Origin of the sequence: Sphingomonas gilva, assembly GCF_003515075.1 — a bacterium.
GTDB classification, from domain to species: domain Bacteria; phylum Pseudomonadota; class Alphaproteobacteria; order Sphingomonadales; family Sphingomonadaceae; genus Sphingomonas; species Sphingomonas gilva.
In genome coordinates this window covers 84,918-102,700 of sequence record NZ_QWLV01000007.1, presented here as the reverse complement: position 1 = coordinate 102,700, position 17,783 = coordinate 84,918, and the positions used below count along the sequence as shown (strand labels likewise).

The 17,783-nt window shown below is 67.8% G+C and carries 18 protein-coding genes; 4 read left to right on the top strand and 14 right to left on the bottom strand.

From position 1 onward, the window contains the following. Positions 1–6 precede the first annotated feature (6 nt). A complete protein-coding gene (locus tag D1610_RS13795; protein WP_118864768.1) occupies positions 7–609 on the bottom strand; it encodes an HD domain-containing protein in 603 nt (200 codons plus the stop codon). Positions 610–711: 102 nt separating this feature from the next. Between D1610_RS13795 and D1610_RS13790 the strand changes: the two genes are divergently transcribed. The 3 genes from D1610_RS13790 (at position 712) to D1610_RS13780 (ending at position 3,562) form a co-directional block, all read left to right on the top strand. Continuing rightward, the gene (locus D1610_RS13790) at positions 712–1,812 is read left to right on the top strand and encodes a sensor histidine kinase (protein ID WP_118864767.1); all 1,101 of its coding nucleotides are present in this window, start codon (positions 712–714) and stop codon (positions 1,810–1,812) included. Further along, on the top strand, positions 1,809–2,609 hold the full coding sequence (locus D1610_RS13785) for a LytR/AlgR family response regulator transcription factor (protein ID WP_118864766.1): 801 nt from the start codon (positions 1,809–1,811) through the stop codon (positions 2,607–2,609). The genes D1610_RS13790 and D1610_RS13785 overlap by 4 nt, the downstream gene beginning before the upstream one ends. A 206-nt stretch (positions 2,610–2,815) precedes the next feature. After that, complete coding sequence (locus D1610_RS13780; RefSeq protein WP_118864765.1) at positions 2,816–3,562, top strand: isocitrate lyase/PEP mutase family protein; 747 nt, start codon at positions 2,816–2,818, stop codon at positions 3,560–3,562. 98 nt (positions 3,563–3,660) lie between these two features. Here D1610_RS13780 and D1610_RS13775 read toward each other — a convergent pair whose 3' ends face one another. The 13 genes from D1610_RS13775 to D1610_RS13715 form a co-directional block, all read right to left on the bottom strand. Then, on the bottom strand, positions 3,661–5,043 hold the full coding sequence (locus D1610_RS13775; RefSeq protein ID WP_118864764.1) for a UdgX family uracil-DNA binding protein: 1,383 nt from the start codon (positions 5,041–5,043) through the stop codon (positions 3,661–3,663). Positions 5,044–5,186: 143 nt separating this feature from the next. After that, positions 5,187–5,672, bottom strand: coding sequence for a hemerythrin domain-containing protein (locus D1610_RS13770; protein ID WP_118864763.1), 486 nt, complete (start codon positions 5,670–5,672; stop codon positions 5,187–5,189). A 53-nt stretch (positions 5,673–5,725) separates the two neighbouring features. Further along, positions 5,726–6,760 (bottom strand): SO2930 family diheme c-type cytochrome, encoded by a 1,035-nt coding sequence (locus tag D1610_RS13765; protein WP_245942251.1) that lies wholly within the window; start codon positions 6,758–6,760, stop codon positions 5,726–5,728. Then, the gene (locus D1610_RS13760; RefSeq protein ID WP_245942249.1) at positions 6,757–7,941 is read right to left on the bottom strand and encodes a parallel beta-helix domain-containing protein; all 1,185 of its coding nucleotides are present in this window, start codon (positions 7,939–7,941) and stop codon (positions 6,757–6,759) included. Before D1610_RS13760 ends, D1610_RS13765 begins: the two co-directional genes overlap by 4 nt. A 4-nt stretch (positions 7,942–7,945) precedes the next feature. After that, the gene (locus tag D1610_RS13755; RefSeq protein ID WP_118864762.1) at positions 7,946–8,377 is read right to left on the bottom strand and encodes a hypothetical protein; all 432 of its coding nucleotides are present in this window, start codon (positions 8,375–8,377) and stop codon (positions 7,946–7,948) included. Positions 8,378–8,429: 52 nt separating this feature from the next. Then, positions 8,430–9,677 (bottom strand): putative DNA modification/repair radical SAM protein, encoded by a 1,248-nt coding sequence (locus tag D1610_RS13750; protein WP_118864761.1) that lies wholly within the window; start codon positions 9,675–9,677, stop codon positions 8,430–8,432. A 58-nt stretch (positions 9,678–9,735) separates the two neighbouring features. Then, positions 9,736–11,112: a peptide MFS transporter gene (locus D1610_RS13745; RefSeq protein WP_118864760.1), complete on the bottom strand. Its 1,377-nt coding sequence runs from the start codon at positions 11,110–11,112 to the stop codon at positions 9,736–9,738. A gap of 54 nt (positions 11,113–11,166) precedes the next feature. Continuing rightward, complete coding sequence (locus tag D1610_RS13740) at positions 11,167–11,565, bottom strand: hypothetical protein (RefSeq protein ID WP_147414343.1); 399 nt, start codon at positions 11,563–11,565, stop codon at positions 11,167–11,169. A 47-nt stretch (positions 11,566–11,612) separates the two neighbouring features. Then, on the bottom strand, positions 11,613–12,158 hold the full coding sequence (locus tag D1610_RS13735; protein WP_118864758.1) for a demethoxyubiquinone hydroxylase family protein: 546 nt from the start codon (positions 12,156–12,158) through the stop codon (positions 11,613–11,615). Then, entirely contained in the window at positions 12,155–12,631 is a 477-nt protein-coding gene (locus D1610_RS13730; protein ID WP_118864757.1) for a disulfide bond formation protein B, read from the bottom strand. The genes D1610_RS13735 and D1610_RS13730 overlap by 4 nt, the downstream gene beginning before the upstream one ends. Positions 12,632–12,653: 22 nt before the next feature. Then, positions 12,654–13,994 (bottom strand): S41 family peptidase, encoded by a 1,341-nt coding sequence (locus D1610_RS13725; RefSeq protein WP_425453238.1) that lies wholly within the window; start codon positions 13,992–13,994, stop codon positions 12,654–12,656. A 96-nt stretch (positions 13,995–14,090) separates the two neighbouring features. Beyond that, positions 14,091–15,266, bottom strand: a complete 1,176-nt coding sequence (locus tag D1610_RS13720) for a murein hydrolase activator EnvC family protein (protein ID WP_118864756.1) — start codon at positions 15,264–15,266, stop codon at positions 14,091–14,093. 3 nt (positions 15,267–15,269) lie between these two features. Further along, positions 15,270–15,692 carry a 23S rRNA (pseudouridine(1915)-N(3))-methyltransferase RlmH gene (locus D1610_RS13715; protein WP_118864755.1) on the bottom strand — a complete coding sequence of 141 codons (423 nt, stop codon included), beginning with the start codon at positions 15,690–15,692 and terminating at the stop codon, positions 15,270–15,272. A 127-nt stretch (positions 15,693–15,819) separates the two neighbouring features. Between D1610_RS13715 and ftsH the strand changes: the two genes are divergently transcribed. Further along, positions 15,820–17,775 carry an ATP-dependent zinc metalloprotease FtsH gene (gene ftsH, locus D1610_RS13710; protein WP_118864754.1) on the top strand — a complete coding sequence of 652 codons (1,956 nt, stop codon included), beginning with the start codon at positions 15,820–15,822 and terminating at the stop codon, positions 17,773–17,775. Positions 17,776–17,783: the final 8 nt, after the last annotated feature.

Genomic DNA, 17,783 nt, shown 5'->3' with positions numbered 1-17,783 from the left:
CAAGCGTCAGGCGGCCTCAGCCGCCGCCTGCGCGGCCCTGGCGTAGATCGAATTGATCGGCCGCGCCATCACCCGCTCGACCATCGGCACGAAGAAATCGAGCGGCGCGCTCTCGTAACCGGGATCGAACGCCGATTGATCGTACTTCTCGCAGAACTCCGCGCACGCCTCGAAATGCGGATGGCCGCGATAGGCCTCGCGCATGTCCCGGTCGCCGCCGATATAGTGGAAGTAATAATAGCCCTGGAACACGCCGTGGGTATTGGCGATCCAGTGCAGTTCCTCGCTGACGAAGGGGCGCAGCATCGCCGCGGCGATCTCGGGGTGGTTGAAGCTGCCCAGCGTGTCGCCGATGTCGTGCAGCAGCGCCATCACGACATAGGGTTCGTCGCGTCCGTCCCGATGCGCGCGCGTCGCGGTCTGCAGCGAATGCTCCAGCCTGTCGACGGGGAAGCCCCCATAATCGCCTTCGAGCAGCTTCAGATGCGTGATCACGCGCGCCGGCAGATGGCTGGAAAACTCCCGGAAATGCCCGGCGATGATGCCCCAGTCCTCGGCGGTGCCCTCGGTCATCGCGGTGAATCCTGCGCGGTCGTGGTGCGCGTCCATGCCTCTCTCCATCCGACTTCGACGCCACCATACCCGAAGTTCGATTGGATGTCGAAGGCGCAGGCTTTGCTTGGCGCGCGCTTGTCTCTAGATCGGTCGGCGATGGCGTCCTTCGGCCTTTCCAACCAGCCCTTCTTCGCGGACAAGAATCGCGCCTTCTGGCGGCTGCAGGCGGTCGGCTGGGGCGGCTATCTGCTGCTGCGCACGGTCTCCACCTTCGCCAACGAGCGGCCCTGGTCCTACGCCGTGCAATTCACCATCTCGACGATCACCGGCCTGTCGCTGACGCTGTTGATGGCGGTGATCTATCGCAGCGTGTTCCACCGCAAGACCGTTGTGATGTGGAGCGCCGCGGTGGCGACGGTGGCGATCGCCAGCCTGCTCTATGCGACGATCGACGCGTGGGTGTTCAGCATCATCCAGCGCCCCGGCGAGCCGTTCGACTTCACCATCCTGCTCGGCACGCTGCTGATGGCGTCGGTGCTGCTCGCCGCGTGGACGGCGATGTATTTCGGCATCAACTATTATCTGATCGTCGAGGAGCAGATCGATCGGCTGGCGGCGGTCGAGAGCCAGGCGACGTCGGCGCATCTCGCCATGCTGCGCTATCAGCTCAACCCGCACTTCCTGTTCAACACGCTCAATTCGATCTCGACGCTGGTGCTCCTGAAACAGACCGAGCGCGCCAATGCGATGCTGTCGCGCCTGTCCTCGTTCCTGCGCTATACCCTGGTCAACGAGCCCACCGCGAACGTGACGATCGCGCAGGAGGTGGAGACGCTGAAGCTGTATCTCGAGATCGAGAAGATGCGGTTCGACGCGCGGCTGCAGCCCGAATTCTACATCGATCCGGCGACGATGCAGGCACAGCTGCCCTCATTGCTGCTCCAGCCGCTGGTCGAAAACGCGATCAAATACGCCGTCACCCCCCAGGAAGAGGGGGCGACGATCACCATCGCCACGCGACTGGCCGGAGATCGGGTGCATATCACCGTGTCCGACACCGGCCCCGGCTTGCAGGAAAAGACGATCCGGCCCACCCTTTCCACCGGCGTAGGCCATGCCAATATCCGCGAAAGACTGGCGCAGGCGTTCGGCCCAGACCATCGTTTCGAGACCCGATCGAACCCGGGAGGGGGGTTCGGCGTTGAGATCGAGATCCCCCTTCAACTGGACGGCCCGAGGCCGAGAGAGACCGCATGACGATACGCACAATCCTGGTCGACGACGAAGCGCTCGCGATCCAGGGGCTCCAGCTCCGGCTGGAAGCGCATGAGGATATCGAGATCATCGATACCTGCACCAACGGCCGCGAGGCGATCCGTTCGATCAAGACGCACAAGCCCGATCTGGTCTTCCTCGACATCCAGATGCCGGGCTTCGACGGCTTTTCCGTCGTCCAGGGGCTGATGGAGGTCGAACCGCCGCTGTTCGTCTTCGTCACCGCCTATTCGGATCACGCGATCCGCGCGTTCGAGGCGCAGGCGGTCGATTATCTGATGAAGCCGGTCGAGGAGGCGCGGCTGGCCGACACGCTCGACCGCGTCCGCCAGCGCCTGGCCGAAAAGCGCGGGATCGAGGAGATCGACCGCTTGAAGACCGTGCTCGCCGAGGTCGCGCCCGACGCGGTCGAGGAGATCTCCGACGGCAGCGCCGAACATGCCGCCAGCCGCTATGAAAAGCTGATCAACATCAAGGATCGCGGCCAGATCTTCCGCGTCGACGTCGATTCGATCGAGCGGATCGACGCCGCGGGCGACTATATGTGCATCTATACCGGCGACAACACGCTGATCCTGCGCGAGACGATGAAGGACCTGGAAAAGCGGCTCGATCCGCGGCGCTTCCAGCGCGTCCACCGCTCGACCATCGTCAACCTCGACCTGGTCAAGCAGGTCAAGCCGCACACCAACGGCGAATGCTTCCTCGTGCTCGATTCGGGGGCGCAGGTGAAGGTGTCGCGCTCGTACCGCGATGTGGTGGCGCGCTTCGTGCATTAGACCAAATTGTAATCGCGACGATTCCTCCTTCACTCGTCACCCCGGACCCTGTCGAAGGGGCCGGGGTGACGGAGGAGGTAAGTGGCGAGCTGGAAAGATTCGCCGCTTCCGATTGCTGCTTCGCGGGTGTTGAGCGCAATTACCGGGAGGGAATTGCGCCCACGCCCGCGCTACCCCACCTCCCTGTCGCATCCAGGGAGGACCGCATGACCAAATTCGCCGATTTCGCCGCGCTGCACGTGGCCGGAGACCCGTTGATCCTGTTCAACGCCTGGGACGCGGGCAGCGCCAAGGTGGTGGCGGAAGCAGGCGCCAAGGCGATCGCGACGGGCAGCGCCTCGGTCGCCGGGGCCAATGGCTATGCCGATGGCGAGGGGCTGCCGCTCGATTTCGTCATCGCCAACCTGGAACGGATCGTCGGCGCGGTCGATCTGCCGGTGACGCTCGATTTCGAGGGCGGCTATGCGACCGATGCCGACGAGGTCGCCGCCAATGTGCGCCGCGTGCGGAACGCGGGGGCGGTGGGGATCAACTTCGAGGACCAGGTGGTCGACGGCGAGGGGCTGCACGCCATCGCCGACCAGGCGGCGCGCATCGCCGCGATCCGCGCCGCCACCGGCCCCGATTTCTTCATCAACGCGCGCACCGACCTGTTCCTCAAAAAATGGGGCGGCCCGCACGACCAGGCGATGATCGACGAGGCGGTGGCGCGCGGCGTCGCCTATGCCGAAGCGGGCGCGAGCGGCTATTTCGTTCCCGGCATGGTCGATATCGCCCAGGTCGCCGAGGTCTGTCGCCGGGTTGCGCTGCCCATCAACTTCATGGCCTATCCCGGTGCGCCCGACGCAAAGGCGCTGGCCGAAGCGGGCATCGCGCGGATCAGCCACGGGCCGTTTCCGTGGAAGGCCGCGATGGCGGCGCTGAAGGAGGCGGCGGAGGGGGCCTACAGCTGAGCCCCCGTCGCCCCTGCGGAGGCAGGGGCCTCCGGGTTTGTGCACATCAGGCGCGCCGCGCTTGCCGACTGGGGCCCCTGCCTCCGCAGGGGCGACGGTCAGGTGAGCGCCTTCTTCGCCAGCTTCAGATCCTCGACGAACCGCGCGCGTTCCTCCTCCGCGCGGTCGCGGTCGGGCATCCGCAGCAGATAGCTCGGATGCACCGTGATGAACGCCGCGCCGCCGCCGGGCAGTTCGAGCACCCGCCCGCGCTCGCGGCTGATCGTCATCACCTTGCCGAACAGCGACCGCGCGGCGGTGGCGCCCAGCGCCACGGTCACGTCGGGCTTCAGCAGCGCGCGTTCCTGGTCCCACCACCAGCGGCACGCCTCGATCTCGCCCGCGTCGGGCTTGGAGTGGATGCGGCGCTTGCCGCGCTGCTCGAACTTGAAATGCTTGACCGCGTTGGTGACGTAGGTCCTGACGCGGTCGATCCCGGCGGCGGCGAGCGCATCGTCGAGCACCTTGCCCGCCGGACCGACGAAGGGCCGCCCGGCCAGATCCTCCTGGTCGCCGGGCTGCTCGCCGACCAGCACCATCGGCGCATCGACCCGGCCCTCGCCGAACACCGTCTGCGTCGCATGCTTGTAGAGGTGGCAGCGCGTGCAGCCCATCGCCTCCTCGCGCAGCGCCTCCCACGCTTGTTTGCTGTTGCCGCCCATCCTCACCCTCGCCTTCTCGATCATTCCGGCCTCGCGCGCCTGCGCTCCGGCTATCAGCCCCGGCACCAGCGCGGTTTCGGGCATGTTCTTCCAGTATCTGCGCGGCATCTCCTTCAGCATCGCACCGGTCTTCAAACGCGCGGGATTGAAGATCGAGGCATAATAGGTCTTCCACACCGCTTCGACCGGATCGCCCTCCGGCGCATCGGCCTTGGCGGCGGGCGGGCCTTCGGCGAGCGTCTCGCCGTCCCAATGGAGCGACAGCTCGGGCGTCAGGATCGACCAGCGCATGTTGGCGAAGCGTTCGACGAAGAAGCCGGCATTGGCGCGGACGATGTGATGCGCAGGCTCGAACCAGGCGACATAGCGCTCGCCCTCCGCATCCTCGACCGCGCGGAAGCGGACGAAGGCGCGCATCTTGTGGATGTCGCGGCGGACCTCGCCCGCCATCGCCTCCAGCCGGCGCAGATCGGGATCGGCGCGGTCCTCCATCGCGCCCGGCTGCGCGCGAACGCGCAGCAGCAGCGCGTAGAGGCGGGCGAAACGCTCGGCGTCGGCGTGGAGGATCGCCGATTGGGCGAGCGCGATGAACGGACGCGGCACGTTGAACGCGGCGCCCGGCGGCGCGGATGGTGGAGGCTCGCCGCCGAACAGATCGCCGGCCTCTCCTGCGACCTGCCATACGACCTGATCGGGCGGTACATCGGCCAGCGCCAATGCCCGAGCGGCGGCACGCCAGCCATCGAAGTCATCGGGCGCGGCGAGGGTTATGAGGTGCATTCAGGCCTCAACTTTGGCCCCCTTATTCCGTCGCCCCTGCGAAGGCAGGGGCCGCTGGGTTTGTGGCACATCCGGCCTCGCATATGCCGCCTGCGGCCCCTGCCTTCGCAGGGGCGACGATGACTCTACCCTCTCTCGAAGGTTCACTCCCGCTTTTCGCCTTCGGGCGGCTCCTCCCTCGCCCGTTGCTTCTCTTGGGGCTTGCGCGCCTCGAACACGGCCGCCAGCCGCTTGACCTCCGCCTCGTCCAGCCCCTCGGCCGCGGCGGGGAACATCTCTTCCTCCTCCTCGTCGATATGATGCTCGTAGCGGTGGCGCATCGCCGCGAACTTCTCGGTCCAGGCGGACGACGCCATGTCCATCTCGTAGAGCTCGCCCAGGAAATCCTCGATCTCCTTGTGCTCGCTCACCGAATGCTGGGCATCGTCGCGCAGGTCGGGCTTGGCGAGCATGGTGGCGTAGAGCGACATCTCCTCGGCGGCCGCGTGCGCGGTCACCTCGACGCGGAACGCCTCGAACAGGCGGCGGCGGTTCGGGCTGCCCTCCGACGTCCCGGCAAGCTCCGCGAGCAGCTTGCGGTGGCGGTCGTGATCCGCCTTCAGGTCTTCGAAAATGCGCGCATCGGCCATTTGAGGGTCCTCCGGGTGGTTCGCCTGTCCAACCCCGGCCCTCCACGCTGGTTTCAGTTGCGAGCCGTTTTCATCCCCGCGATCCATTCGCTGAGCATGGCGATACCTTCGTCATGCGCGGTCGCGCGGCCCAGCTCGGGCATGGCGACGCCCGGCTCGGTCGACTTCATCCGGTGGATCAGGATCGACCGTTCGGGATGGCCGGGATCGATGCTGAAATCGAGCCCGCCAGAGCCGCGCCCTGCCGCCACCGGCCGCTTGCCGATGCCGCGCGCGACGGGATCGGTCTGCTTCCAATCAAAGAACAGGCCCGAATTGGACGCGGGGCCACGCGCATTGTGGCAGTGCGCGCAATTGACCTCCAGATAGGCGGTGGCGCGCGCCTCGATCGGCGCAGCGGGATCGTCCCAGCGCGCCAGGCGCGGCGCATCGGCGGGCGCGCGGTCGAGGATGCCGGCGCGCTGCCATTGTCCAAGCTGCGCGCCGTCGTTGAGGTTGCGCGCCTTGGGGCCGATCGGCATGATCGCGCCATCCAGCGCATGGCAGCCCTTGCACTGGTTCTGGTTGGGCACCGCATAGCTGATCCGCCGCTCGCGCCCATTGGGATCGGTGAAGCTCACCGGCACGCGCGTGCCCGCGCGCTTGAGCGTCGCGTCCCTGCCGTCCGCGTCCCAGACATAGGGCAAGGCCACCCAGCCCGATGCGCGGTGTAGCAGCAGCCGCGTCTCGATCGGCTTGAACGCCGCGCCCCGGCCATAGCCGAAGCTCTTGATCAGCGCCGTGCCGACGGGAAATTCAAACAGCCCCTCGGCGTCATATTTCGCCGTCGCGCCGGCGGGGACGTACACCAGCCGTTCCTTCTCGGTGTAATCGGAGAAAAGCGGCGTGTTGAGATGATAGGGCGTCACTCGCGCCGCGGGTGTCCGCTCGGCGAGATCGATGAAGAAGCCGTATTCGGAGAGCTTCGCCGGATAGCCTTCCGCCGTCACCGCCGCGTCGGCCACCCCCGCCTGCCGCGCCGCGCCCGCCACCGCCGCTGAGGCGGCGAGCAGGCCGATGACGAGGAAAAGGCGACCCGACCAGCTCACCTGGCGCGCGCCTCCATCTCGGCCGGCAGAACCACCGCGAGCGGCGGCGCGTAGGTCTCGCCCTTGCTGAGATCGGCGGGCGCGGGCTTGGCCGTCTCCATCTCCGCTCCCTGCGCAATGTTCATGTTGAGCACCGGCGCGCTTGCGACGGTCATGCTGCCGGTGCCGTCCCACAGCACCGGCGGGATCGATCCGCCGAACGCCGCGGCCAGCTGCTCGCCGCCCGGCAGCTGCGGCGCGAAGCCCGCGCGGCCGTGGCGGTTGCCGCTGACCATGATCCGGCGCGGCAGCGGGTTGTAGCGCGCGTCGTCATATTTGAGGCGATAGGCGATCACCATCACGTTGCTGGTCGCGTTGCCCGACAGGTCATTGTCGAAGACGTGGACGTTGTCGTTGGCCATCACCAGCACGCCCGTGCCCATCCGCACCGATGCGACGATGTTGCCCGGCGGCGCGAAATTGGGCGTGTCGTTGTCGACCACCTTGTTCTTGAACACCCGCACGTCGCCGCCGTTCATCACCGGCAGGTTGGGCAGGTCGAACACCAGGATGCCGCCGGTATTGTGGCTGGCGGTGTTGCCGAACACGTCGGCGCGGCGGCTGTTCTCGATCTCGATCCCCGCGACGTTCCGCTCGGCGGTCGAATTGCGCACGATGATCTCGCTCGACTGGCCGACATAGATGCCCGCGTCGGACGCGCCGCGCACCACCGCGCCGTCGACCAGCACCTGCCTGCTTTCGACCGGATAGACGCCGTACGCGCCGTTGGTCGCCTTCGGCCCGCCGGTCCATTCGACGCGGACATTCTTGTAGACGATGCGGTCGGCGCCCTTGGACTTGATGCCTTCGCCCTTGGTGTCCTCCACCGCGAAATCGCGCAGCGTGACGCCGTCGGACGTCACCAGCAGCCCTTCGCCGGAGCCGAGCTGCCCCTTGAAGCTCAGCACCGTCTCGCCCGGCCCAGCCCCGCGCACCGTGACGTTGTCGACGTCGAGCGATAGCCCGTCGGTCAGCTCGAACCGCCCGGCGCCGATCGCGACGACATCTCCCGGCTCCGCCTCGATCAGCGCGCCCTGCAGCCGCTCCTGCGCATTCGCGCCGGCCTCGACCTTGATCTCCTTGGCGGCGAGCGGGCCCGCGAGGGCGATCAGGCAAAGCGGGGTCAGCCAGCGCATGGTCATGTCTTCACTCCTTGGTGGCGACCGCGCCGGTCGCGATGATGGACAGGATGTTCTCGACGATCTCGGCGACGGGAATGGTGAACACGCCGCCCTCGGCCTCGCGCCATGCGGCGATGCCGCTGGCCGGATCGGGAAACTCGGCCTTGCTGTCGGACAGGCGGGTGACGCTGGCGTCGAGCGTCTCGCGCGAGACGGGCATATGGCCCAGCTCGCCGCCATGCGGCATGCCGCGCCCGAACGACAGGCCGATCAGGCTGATGTGATAGACCGTGCCCCGCGGCGCCTGCTCGACCTGCTGGATCTTGAGCAGCGAACCTTCCTCGCCGGCGCGCGTGCGATATTCCCACACCTGCCCGGCGGCGTAGCGCGACACATCGTCCTCGGCCGCGACGGGCGCGGCGATGATCAGCCAGACGGCAAGCGGCAGCCAGCGCATCCTCTCTCCTCGACGGAGATGATGCAGCGGCAAGTTGCAGGCTGCAACCCTTTCAGGCGAACAGTTCGAGCTGCTCGCGGCGCGGCGCCGCCGGCGGCTTGAGCTCGGCCTTGTCGGCCAGCGCCACCGGGCGCCAATCGGCCGCGACGATGAACGGCCGCAGCTTGGCGACCGAAACGGTCAGGCGCGCCACATCCGCCAGCCGCAGCTTCCGCCAGCGGCGCGAGGCGATGATGCCGTCCACCGCCTTCACTCCCAGCCCGGGCACGCGCAGCAGCATCTCGCGCGGGGCGCGATTGACGTCGATCGGGAAACGCTCGCGGAACTTCAATGCCCAGGCGAGCTTGGGATCGATGTCGAGCGGCAGCATGCCCGTGTCCGCATCGGCGGCGGCGACCACCTCCTTGGGCTGAAAACCGTAGAAGCGCATCAGCCAATCGGACTGGTAGAGCCGGTGCTCGCGCATCAGCGGCGGGCGCTTGAGTGGCAGCACGGCGCTCGCATCGGGTATCGGCGAGAAAGCCGAATAATAGACGCGCCTGAGGCCGAAACGGTCGTAGAGGCTCGACGCCTTCAGGACGATGTCGCCGTCGGTCGCCGCATCCGCCCCGACGATCATCTGGGTCGACTGGCCGGCGGGGGCGAAACGCGGCGCGGACGGGTATTTGCCCCGCGCCTCGCCGGCGTCGGCGATCGCTGCATCCATGTCGCGCATCGCACCTTCGATCCGCTCCGCCGATTTCTCGGGCGCCAGCCGCCGCAGCCCCGGCGCGGTGGGCAGCTCGACGTTGATCGACACGCGGTCGGCGTGGAGCCCGGCCTGATGGATCAGCGCGGGATCGGCGTCGGGAATCGTCTTGAGGTGGATATAGCCGCGAAAATCATGGTCCTCGCGCAGGCTCCGCGCGACCTCGACGATCTGCTCCATCGTATAGTCGGACGAACGGATGATCCCCGAAGAGAGGAACAGGCCCTCGATATAGTTGCGCCTGTAGAAGGCGAGCGTGAGATCGACGACCTCCTTGGCGGTGAAGCGCGCGCGGCGGACATTCGAGCTCTTGCGGTTGATGCAGTAATGGCAATCGAAGATGCAGCTGTTGGTAAGCAGTATCTTGAGCAGACTGATGCAGCGTCCGTCGGGCGCATAGGCATGGCAGATGCCCATCCCGCCATCGGTCGAACCGACGCCCTTGCCGCCCACCGAGCTGCGCTTGACCGTGCCCGAGGAGGCGCACGACGCGTCATATTTCGCAGCATCGGCAAGGATTTCGAGCTTTTCGCGAACGTCTAGCTGCGCCATATGTTCGCTATATGTTCGTAGCAGATCGATGTCCAGCAGGGGCGGCCCCGCGAAACGCTCAGGCTGGCGCGATCGGCAGCAACCGCCCCCGCAACATCAGCTTCAGGACCAGGAAAACCGCCCCGGCCATCGCACCGAAGCCCGCATGGATCAGCCAGAATTGCGGAACGGGCATGGCGGTCAGCCAGCCGCCAACCCATCCGACCAGCGAATTGGCGGCGAAGAAGGCGAGATAATAGATACCTATCACCGTCGCGTTGATCGACTGCGGCGCCAGCCGGGCGAACAGCGCCAGGCTGACCGGCAGCAGATGCGCGAAGCCGATCGAGTTGATCACGTGGAAGGCGACCGGCCAGAACAGGCCGATCTTCTCGCCCGGACCTTGCGTTGCCGCGGCGATGAACAGGCAGGCCATGCCGCCCACCGAAAAGGCCGATCCGATGATCATCTTGCCCAGTTCATCCGGCTCGCGATGGCGTTTGCCCCACCAGCGCCAGAACAGCGCGACGATCGCCAGGAAGGAGATGCTGACGATCGCATCGAGGGTCACCAGCCAGGTCGTCGGCAGGACGGTTCCGGCGAAACGCAGATCGAAATTCGCGTCGCCCCAGACCAGATAGGCGTTGAAGATCTGGTTGTTCGGCACCAGCGCGATCGCCATCACCGGGATCAGCAGCAGCAGCGTGACGAGCGCGCCCCAGTCGCCGCGCGTCAATGCGGCCCCGGCCGGCGCCTCGCGACCGCGCGGCGGTTCGTTCGGCAGATATTTTTGACCGGCGAGATAGATGAGCAGACCGATCAGCATGCCCACGCCCGCTGCGCCGAAGCCCCAGTGCCAGCCGATTTTTTCTCCCATCGTTCCGACAATCAGCGGCGCAGCGATCACGCCGGCGTTGATGCCGAGATAGAAGATCTGGAAGGCGTCCGCCCGGCGCAGATCCGTCGGCTTGTAAAGCGCGCCGACCTGGCTCGCGATATTGCCCTTGAACAGCCCGACGCCGATGATGAGCGCCAGCAGCGCGAACAGGAACAGCGCTTCGCTCGCCATCATGAAATGGCCGAGCGCCATGGTCAGCGCGCCGAGCAACACCGTCAGACGCTTGCCCAACCAGCGGTCGGCGATCAGTCCGCCGGCGATCGGCGTCAGATAGACGAGCGCGAAATATCCGCCGGTGATCGCCGAGGCGAGCGGCTGTCCGTCAATCCCGCCGAAGAAGGCGCGAACGAATTCGAAGCCGATGACGCCCGCGATCCGATCGGGCTCGAGCAAATATTTGACCAGATACAGCGCGAGCAGCGCCTGCATGCCGTAGTAGCTGAACCGCTCCCACGCCTCGGTGAAGGCGAGATACCACAGCCCGGGCGGATGGCCGAAAAAGTCGCGAGTCTCGATCGGGTTGTCGATCGCGGGCGCGGACATGTCGGCGACGGTCATCGCGCCCGTGTCGCCAAATTCAAATGAACCGCCAATGACCCGACGTCGGCGAGATCAGAAGTCGATCACCGGCTCCTCGCCCTCGGCCTGGCGCGCCTCGCGGTTGCGGCGGGCGTTCTCGAGGAAGCATCCCGAGGCGCCGCCCGGCCCGACGGTCGAGCAGCTGCCGATGCCGGCATCCGCCACGTCCTGGTCGACGATGCGCTTGTTGCGCACCGCCTGCGCCGTGCTGTCGGGCGTCAGCGTGCCTTCGCGCAGGTCCATCGGGATACGGAAGCGCTCGGTTTCGGGAAGCCGTTTGCAGACAACGATTTCTTCGTTGTTGCTGGTCGGGCAAGGATCGTCGCCAAACACCGTGATGGTGCGCGTGTTCGCCTGCGCCAGGGCCGGGCTGGCGAAGGCCAGCGAGGCGGGGACAGCGGCGGCGGCAAGCGCCAGGGTCAACATACGCATCGGTCCAACTCCTTATCCCCACAACGCACGAGCGCGTGATTGGTCTCTCAAATTCGTTTCGACAACGCAATCGCCGCGCGGCAGCCCAGGCGGATCGCGCCGGCGAGCAGCGGATAGGCGGGCGCATTCTCCGCCCCCGCCGCCAGCGCGGCCTCGCGATGCTCGATCTCCTCGGCCTGGAATTCGGCGATCATCCCCGACAGTTCGGGATCGTCGCCGCCCAGCTCGGCCAGCTGGTCGGCATAATGCTTGTCGATCTCGGTCTCGACCGCCGCGGTGCAGGCCATCGCCGCCTCGGGCCCGATCAGCGCCGTCGCCGCGCCAAGCGCGAAGCCGGCGACATTCCAAACGGGCTGGAGCAATGTCGGCCGCACCCCGCGCTCGGCGATCAGCGCGTCGAACGCCCTGCGGTGGCGATCCTCCTGATCGGCCATGCCGGCGATCGCGCGCGCCGCAGGCGCACGATCGCCCATCACCGCCAGCTGCCCGGCATAGATGCGCGTCGCGCCGTATTCGCCAGCCTGATCGACGCGAATCATGGACCGGATGCGCCGCTTGCGGTCGCCTGGCCGCCACTGTGCCGATTGGGTCATGATCCGCGCCTCGTCGCCAGCACCAGCACGGCGAGCGCCCCGCCGAGCGAGAAGATCGCGTTGAACCCGGCAAGCGAAACGCCGGCGAGCGTCCATTGTGCGACGTCGCAGCGGATCAGCGGAGTCGCCATGATCTCGGCCAGCATGTCCTCGGCATTGGTGGCGGACATCGGCGCGGCGCAGCCGGTCACCCCCTGCCACCAGCCATATTCAACGCCGGCATGGAACACCCCGATCGCACCCGACACCGCGATCGCCACCGCGGCGAGCAGGATCAGCGGCCGCGACAGGGCGGATTGCCTGAGCGCCAGCGCCGCGACCGCCAGCACGATCGCGGCCATGTGCGGCCAGCGCTGCCAGTGGCACATCTCGCACGGATAGAGCCCGCCGACATATTGCGAGGCATAGGCCCCGCCCAGCAGCGCGGCCGGAATCGCCAGCGCCAGCCAACGCGCGCGGTCGAGCGAGGTCATGCGCCCTGCCGCGCCGGCCGGATCAGCGCTTGGCCGCGCGCGGCGCGACCGCGGCGGTGCGAGTCGTCGCCGGGCCGAGGCGGCCGATCGTCTGCAGCGCGTAATGCAGCTGGAAGTCCTCGATACCCTTCTTCTCCAGCTCCTCGGGCGTGGCGGTGAAGCGGGGATCGTCCTTGACGTCGTCCTCCAGCACCGAATTGTCGACCTTCGCCTCGTTGATCAGGTGGCGGCGCAGATCGGCCTCGCGGAAGCGCGGCCGCGTCTTGTAATCGGGATCGGAAAGCTGCGGCACCGGCAGATCGGGCTCGATCCCGCCTTCCTGCACCGACCGGCCCGACGGCGTGTAGTAGCGCGCCGTCGTCAGCCGGAGCGCGCTGTTGGCGGAGAGCGGCAGCAACGTCTGCACCGATCCCTTGCCGAAGCTGGTCTCGCCCATCACGATCGCGCGGTGGTGGTCCTGCAGCGCGCCGGCGACGATCTCCGAGGCCGAGGCGGTGCCCGCGTCGATCAGCACGATCACCGGCAGGCCGTGCGCGAGGTCGCCCGGCCGCGCGTAGAAGCGCTCGATCTCGCTCTTCTCGCGCCCGCGCTGCGACACGATCTCGCCGCGCTCGAGGAACACGTCGGTCACCTCGATCGCCTGGTCGAGCAGCCCGCCGCCGTTCGAGCGCAGATCGACGATATAGCCGAGCGGCTTCTTCCCCAGCGATTTCTCGACCGCCAGCATCGCCGCGCGCGTGTCCGCACCGACATTCTTGGAGAAGGTGTTGATGTTGATGACGCCGACGCCGTCCTTCACCTCCCACTTGACCGGCTTCAATACGATGATCTCGCGCGTGATGGTGACGTCGAACGGCTTGTCGCGGCCGGGGCGGACGATCGTCAGCCGCACCTGCGTGCCGGGGCGGCCGCGCATCTGGTCGACGGCCTCGTCCAGCGTCCCGCCGAACACCAGCTTGCCGTCGAGATGGGTGATGTAGTCGCCCGCCTTGATCCCGGCGCGCCACGCGGGCGTGTCCTCGGTCGGCGCGATCACCTTCACCGCGCCGTCCTCCTGGCCGACGGTGAGGCCGAGGCCGCCGTAATTGCCGTCGGTCTGGGTGCGCAGATTCTCGAAGTCGCGATCGGTGAGAAACGAGCTGTGCGGATCGAGGCTGGAGAGCATCCCCTGGATCGCGCCCTTCATCAGCGTCGCGTCATCGACCTTGTCGACATAATCGGCCTTCACGCGGTTGAACACGTCCATGAAGGTGTCGAGTTCGCGATAGGTCTCGGTATCGACCTGCGCCATCGCGCCGGTCGCGACGGGGACCAGCGCCAGGGCGCCGACCAGCGCGGTGGCCTGAAGAAGGGCGGAGGGGATGCGCAAGATGGGGCACTCCTGAGTGGCGTTTCGGGTGATGATACCGGATTCGCGCGGGCGATCAAAGCAAAGCCATGCTTAACCGCGCCTGTCGCGTCAGCCGATCAGCGGGGTGATGTCCACCGGACGACCGCGCCGGCGCAGCTCGACGGTGACGCGCGGGCGCTCGCCGCCCGCGCGGCCCAAGGGCGCGCCCTGCGCCACCTCGTCTCCCACCTTGACGCTGAGCGGTCCCAGCCCGGTGACGAGGCTGGTCCAGCCCTCGCCATGGTCGATCACCACGATCGAACCATATCTGAGGAACGGCCCGGCGAAGGCGACCTTGCCGCCGGCCGGCGCGACCGCCAGCGCCTGCGGGCGCGGGGTGAGCGTCAGCCCGCGCGAGCGCGCGCCGCTCGGCGCTACCTCGCCCAGCCCCGCCACCACTGGTCCGGCGAGCGGCAGGCGGTAGACCGGCGGGGTTTCGGCAGCGGGCTCCTCGTCGGGTGTGGAGGCGGCCGATTCGGGATCCGCCGGGCGCGGCGCCGGCCCGGACAAGGCGGCAAGGCGCGCCCGGATATCCGCCTGCCGATCGAGCGTGTCCATCAGATCGACCAGATCGCGCGCCTCCTCGCCGAGCGCGATGGCGCGGTCCTGCTCGAACATCGCGCCGCGGTTGAGATCGCGCGCGCGGAGGCGATGCTGCGCCTCCAGGCCGGCGAGCGCGGCGCGTTCGCGCGCCAGGGCCGCCCGGCTGCGCTGCAACGCGCCTGCGGCGAGGCTCGCGCCCTCCCGCAGCTTGCGCGACCGTTCGAGCTCGCCGCGCACCTCCTCGGTCCGCGTCTTCACCACCGGCAGCACCGTCGCCAGCGTGGCGCGGACATGGACCAGGTCGGAGATCGATCCCGGCTGCACCAATGCGGTAGCGGCGGGACGGCGGGCGAGCGATTGCAGCGCCGCCATCAGCCGCACGATCGGGCCCTGCTGCTCGGCCAGCCGCCGCGCCTGGCGGCGCTGCAGCGTCGAGAGGATGGCGACGCGCGCCTCGGCCGCGCTGATCTCGGCCTCGAAACCCTGGATGCGCGCGGCGACGGCGGCCTCCTTCGCCTGCGCCTCGGCCGCGGCGTCGCTGGCGCGGATCGCCTCGCGTTCCAGCCGGGCGGCGCGCGCGCGCGCCTGCTCGGCGGCGGTCCGCGCGAGCACGAGCCGCGCGCGCTCGCTTTCCACGCTGCGATCCTGCGCGACGGCGACCCCGGCAAGCACGACGGCGGAAAGGGCGAACAGGATGCGCACGCCCTATCCTTCGCGGTGATAGGGGTGGTTGGCAAGGATGCTGGTCGCGCGCCACAATTGCTCGGCGAGCATCGCGCGCGCCAGCAGATGCGGCCAGGTCGCGCGCCCGAAGGCGATCAGCAGGTCCGCGCCCGCGCGCTCCTCGTCGCCGAAGCCGTCGGCCGCGCCGATCAGGAAGCGGACCTCGCGCACGCCGTCGTCGCGCCATCGGCCCAGCCGCTCGGCGAAGGCAATCGATCCGATCTGCTCGCCCTTTTCGTCGAGCATCACCGTCCGCACCTGCCCCTCCGCCGGCGGCACGCGCCCGCCGGCATCGGGCAGCTCGGTGATCCTGGTCGGCCAGGCCACGCGCTTGAGGTAGCGATCGACCAGTTCGGCCTCGGCCGACCGTCCGATCTTCCCGCGCGCCATGATGTGGAGGAGCATGCCGCATGCCCTACACCAGGCCGGGCGGCGGGCTCCACCCCGGCGTTCACACTGATCGACGTTGTTCCATTGTCATTAACGTAGGGGCGCTTATCTTGGGGCGGTTAGCAGAGGTGCGCATCACGCGATGAACGACAACGACAAGCAACAGCAGCCGGACGGCCCCAACCCCTGGATGAAGAGCCTGATGGTGTGGGTGGGCATCCTCGCCGCGCTCGCGCTGTTCGTCACCATGTTCGATACCCGGTCGAGCGCGCAGGCGGGCGACCAGATCGGCTATTCGGACTTCCTCAACAAGGTCGAGGAGGGATCGGTCGCGCGGGTCGACATCGCCGGCGATACGATCACCGGCACGCTGACCAACGATCAGCGCTTCCGCACCTATGCCGCGAACGATCCGCAGCTGATCAGCCGCCTCCAGGAAAAGGGCGTGCGTTTCGCCGCCAAGCCGGAGGAAGGCCCGTCGATCTGGATGGTGCTGCTCTATCAGTCGCTGCCCTTCCTGCTGTTCCTGGGCATCGCCTTCTTCGTGCTTCGCCAGATGCAGAAATCCTCCGGCGCCGGCGGCGCGATGGGCTTCGGCAAGAGCCGCGCCAAGCTGCTGACGCAGAAGGAAGGCAAGGTCACCTTCGACGACGTCGCCGGCATCGATGAAGCGCGCGAGGAGCTGCAGGAGATCGTCGAGTTCCTGAAGGACCCGTCAAAATTCGCCCGGCTGGGCGGCAAGATCCCGAAGGGCGCGCTCTTGGTCGGCTCGCCCGGCACCGGCAAGACGCTGCTCGCCCGCGCGATCGCGGGCGAGGCGGGCGTGCCGTTCTTCACCATCTCGGGCTCCGACTTCGTCGAGATGTTCGTCGGCGTCGGCGCGAGCCGCGTGCGCGACATGTTCGAGCAGGCCAAGAAGTCCGCGCCCTGCATCGTCTTCATCGACGAGATCGATGCGGTCGGTCGCCACAGGGGCGCGGGCCTCGGCAACGGCAATGACGAGCGCGAGCAGACGCTCAACCAGCTGCTGGTCGAGATGGACGGCTTCGACACCAACGAAGGCATCATCATCATCGCCGCCACCAACCGCCCCGACGTGCTCGACCCCGCGCTGCTGCGCCCCGGCCGCTTCGACCGGCAGGTGGTGGTGCCGCGCCCGGACATCGAGGGCCGCGTCAAGATCATCCAGGTCCATATGAAGAAGGTGCCGCTGGCGCTCGACGTCGACGCGCGCACCATCGCGCGGGGCACGCCGGGCTTCTCCGGCGCCGACCTCGCCAACCTGGTCAACGAGGCGGCGCTGCTCGCGGCGCGCAAGGGCAAGCGGCTCGTCGCCATGTCCGAGTTCGAGGAGGCCAAGGACAAGGTCATGATGGGCTCCGAGCGCAAGTCCATGGTGATGACCGACGACGAGAAGCGGATGACCGCCTATCACGAGGCCGGCCACGCCATCGTCGCGCTGCACGAGCCCGCGTCGGACCCGATCCACAAGGCGACGATCATCCCGCGCGGCCGCGCGCTGGGCCTCGTCATGCGCCTGCCCGAGCGGGACAATTACAGCTATCACCGCGACAAGATGTACGCGAACCTCTCGGTCTCGATGGGCGGCCGCGTCGCAGAGGAGATCATCTTCGGCTACGACAAGGTATCGTCGGGCGCATCGAGCGACATCGAATACGCCACCGGCCTCGCTCGCGACATGGTGACGCGCTGGGGCCTGTCGGACGAGCTGGGGCCGCTGCAATATGCCGAGGCCGAAAGCGAGACCTTCCTGGGCTATTCGGCCAACCGGCCGATGCGCGTCTCCGCCGATACGGCGAAGCTGATCGACGCGGAGATCAAGAAGATCGTCGTCGGCTCCTATGATCGGGCCAAGCAGCTGCTGACCGACCATGTCGACCAGCTGCACAGCCTGGCTGCGGCGCTGCTCGAATATGAGACGCTGTCGGGCGACGAGATCAAGAAGCTGATCGCGGGCGAAGGCATCGACCGCACCAGCGGCGACGCGGCGGCTCCAGTGCCCGCCGCCGGCAGCTCGATCCCCAAGACCAAGCGGCCCAAGGGCCCGTTCGGCAATCCGGCGCCCCAGGGCGCCTGACGCGAGGT

What these genes read in the sequence shown, in the direction of transcription:
- D1610_RS13730 (WP_118864757.1), bottom strand. Translation starts at nt 12,631, where the DNA reads ATGACCTCGCTCGACCGCGCGCGTTGGCTGGCGCTGGCGATTCCGGCC.
- ftsH (WP_118864754.1), top strand. Translation starts at nt 15,820, where the DNA reads ATGAACGACAACGACAAGCAACAGCAGCCGGACGGCCCCAACCCCTGG.
- D1610_RS13735 (WP_118864758.1), bottom strand. Translation starts at nt 12,158, where the DNA reads ATGACCCAATCGGCACAGTGGCGGCCAGGCGACCGCAAGCGGCGCATC.
- D1610_RS13715 (WP_118864755.1), bottom strand. Translation starts at nt 15,692, where the DNA reads ATGCTCCTCCACATCATGGCGCGCGGGAAGATCGGACGGTCGGCCGAG.
- D1610_RS13795 (WP_118864768.1), bottom strand. Translation starts at nt 609, where the DNA reads ATGGACGCGCACCACGACCGCGCAGGATTCACCGCGATGACCGAGGGC.
- D1610_RS13740 (WP_147414343.1), bottom strand. Translation starts at nt 11,565, where the DNA reads ATGCGTATGTTGACCCTGGCGCTTGCCGCCGCCGCTGTCCCCGCCTCG.
- D1610_RS13780 (WP_118864765.1), top strand. Translation starts at nt 2,816, where the DNA reads ATGACCAAATTCGCCGATTTCGCCGCGCTGCACGTGGCCGGAGACCCG.
- D1610_RS13755 (WP_118864762.1), bottom strand. Translation starts at nt 8,377, where the DNA reads ATGCGCTGGCTGCCGCTTGCCGTCTGGCTGATCATCGCCGCGCCCGTC.
- D1610_RS13790 (WP_118864767.1), top strand. Translation starts at nt 712, where the DNA reads ATGGCGTCCTTCGGCCTTTCCAACCAGCCCTTCTTCGCGGACAAGAAT.
- D1610_RS13770 (WP_118864763.1), bottom strand. Translation starts at nt 5,672, where the DNA reads ATGGCCGATGCGCGCATTTTCGAAGACCTGAAGGCGGATCACGACCGC.
- D1610_RS13760 (WP_245942249.1), bottom strand. Translation starts at nt 7,941, where the DNA reads ATGACCATGCGCTGGCTGACCCCGCTTTGCCTGATCGCCCTCGCGGGC.
- D1610_RS13750 (WP_118864761.1), bottom strand. Translation starts at nt 9,677, where the DNA reads ATGGCGCAGCTAGACGTTCGCGAAAAGCTCGAAATCCTTGCCGATGCT.
- D1610_RS13775 (WP_118864764.1), bottom strand. Translation starts at nt 5,043, where the DNA reads ATGCACCTCATAACCCTCGCCGCGCCCGATGACTTCGATGGCTGGCGT.
- D1610_RS13785 (WP_118864766.1), top strand. Translation starts at nt 1,809, where the DNA reads ATGACGATACGCACAATCCTGGTCGACGACGAAGCGCTCGCGATCCAG.
- D1610_RS13745 (WP_118864760.1), bottom strand. Translation starts at nt 11,112, where the DNA reads ATGACCGTCGCCGACATGTCCGCGCCCGCGATCGACAACCCGATCGAG.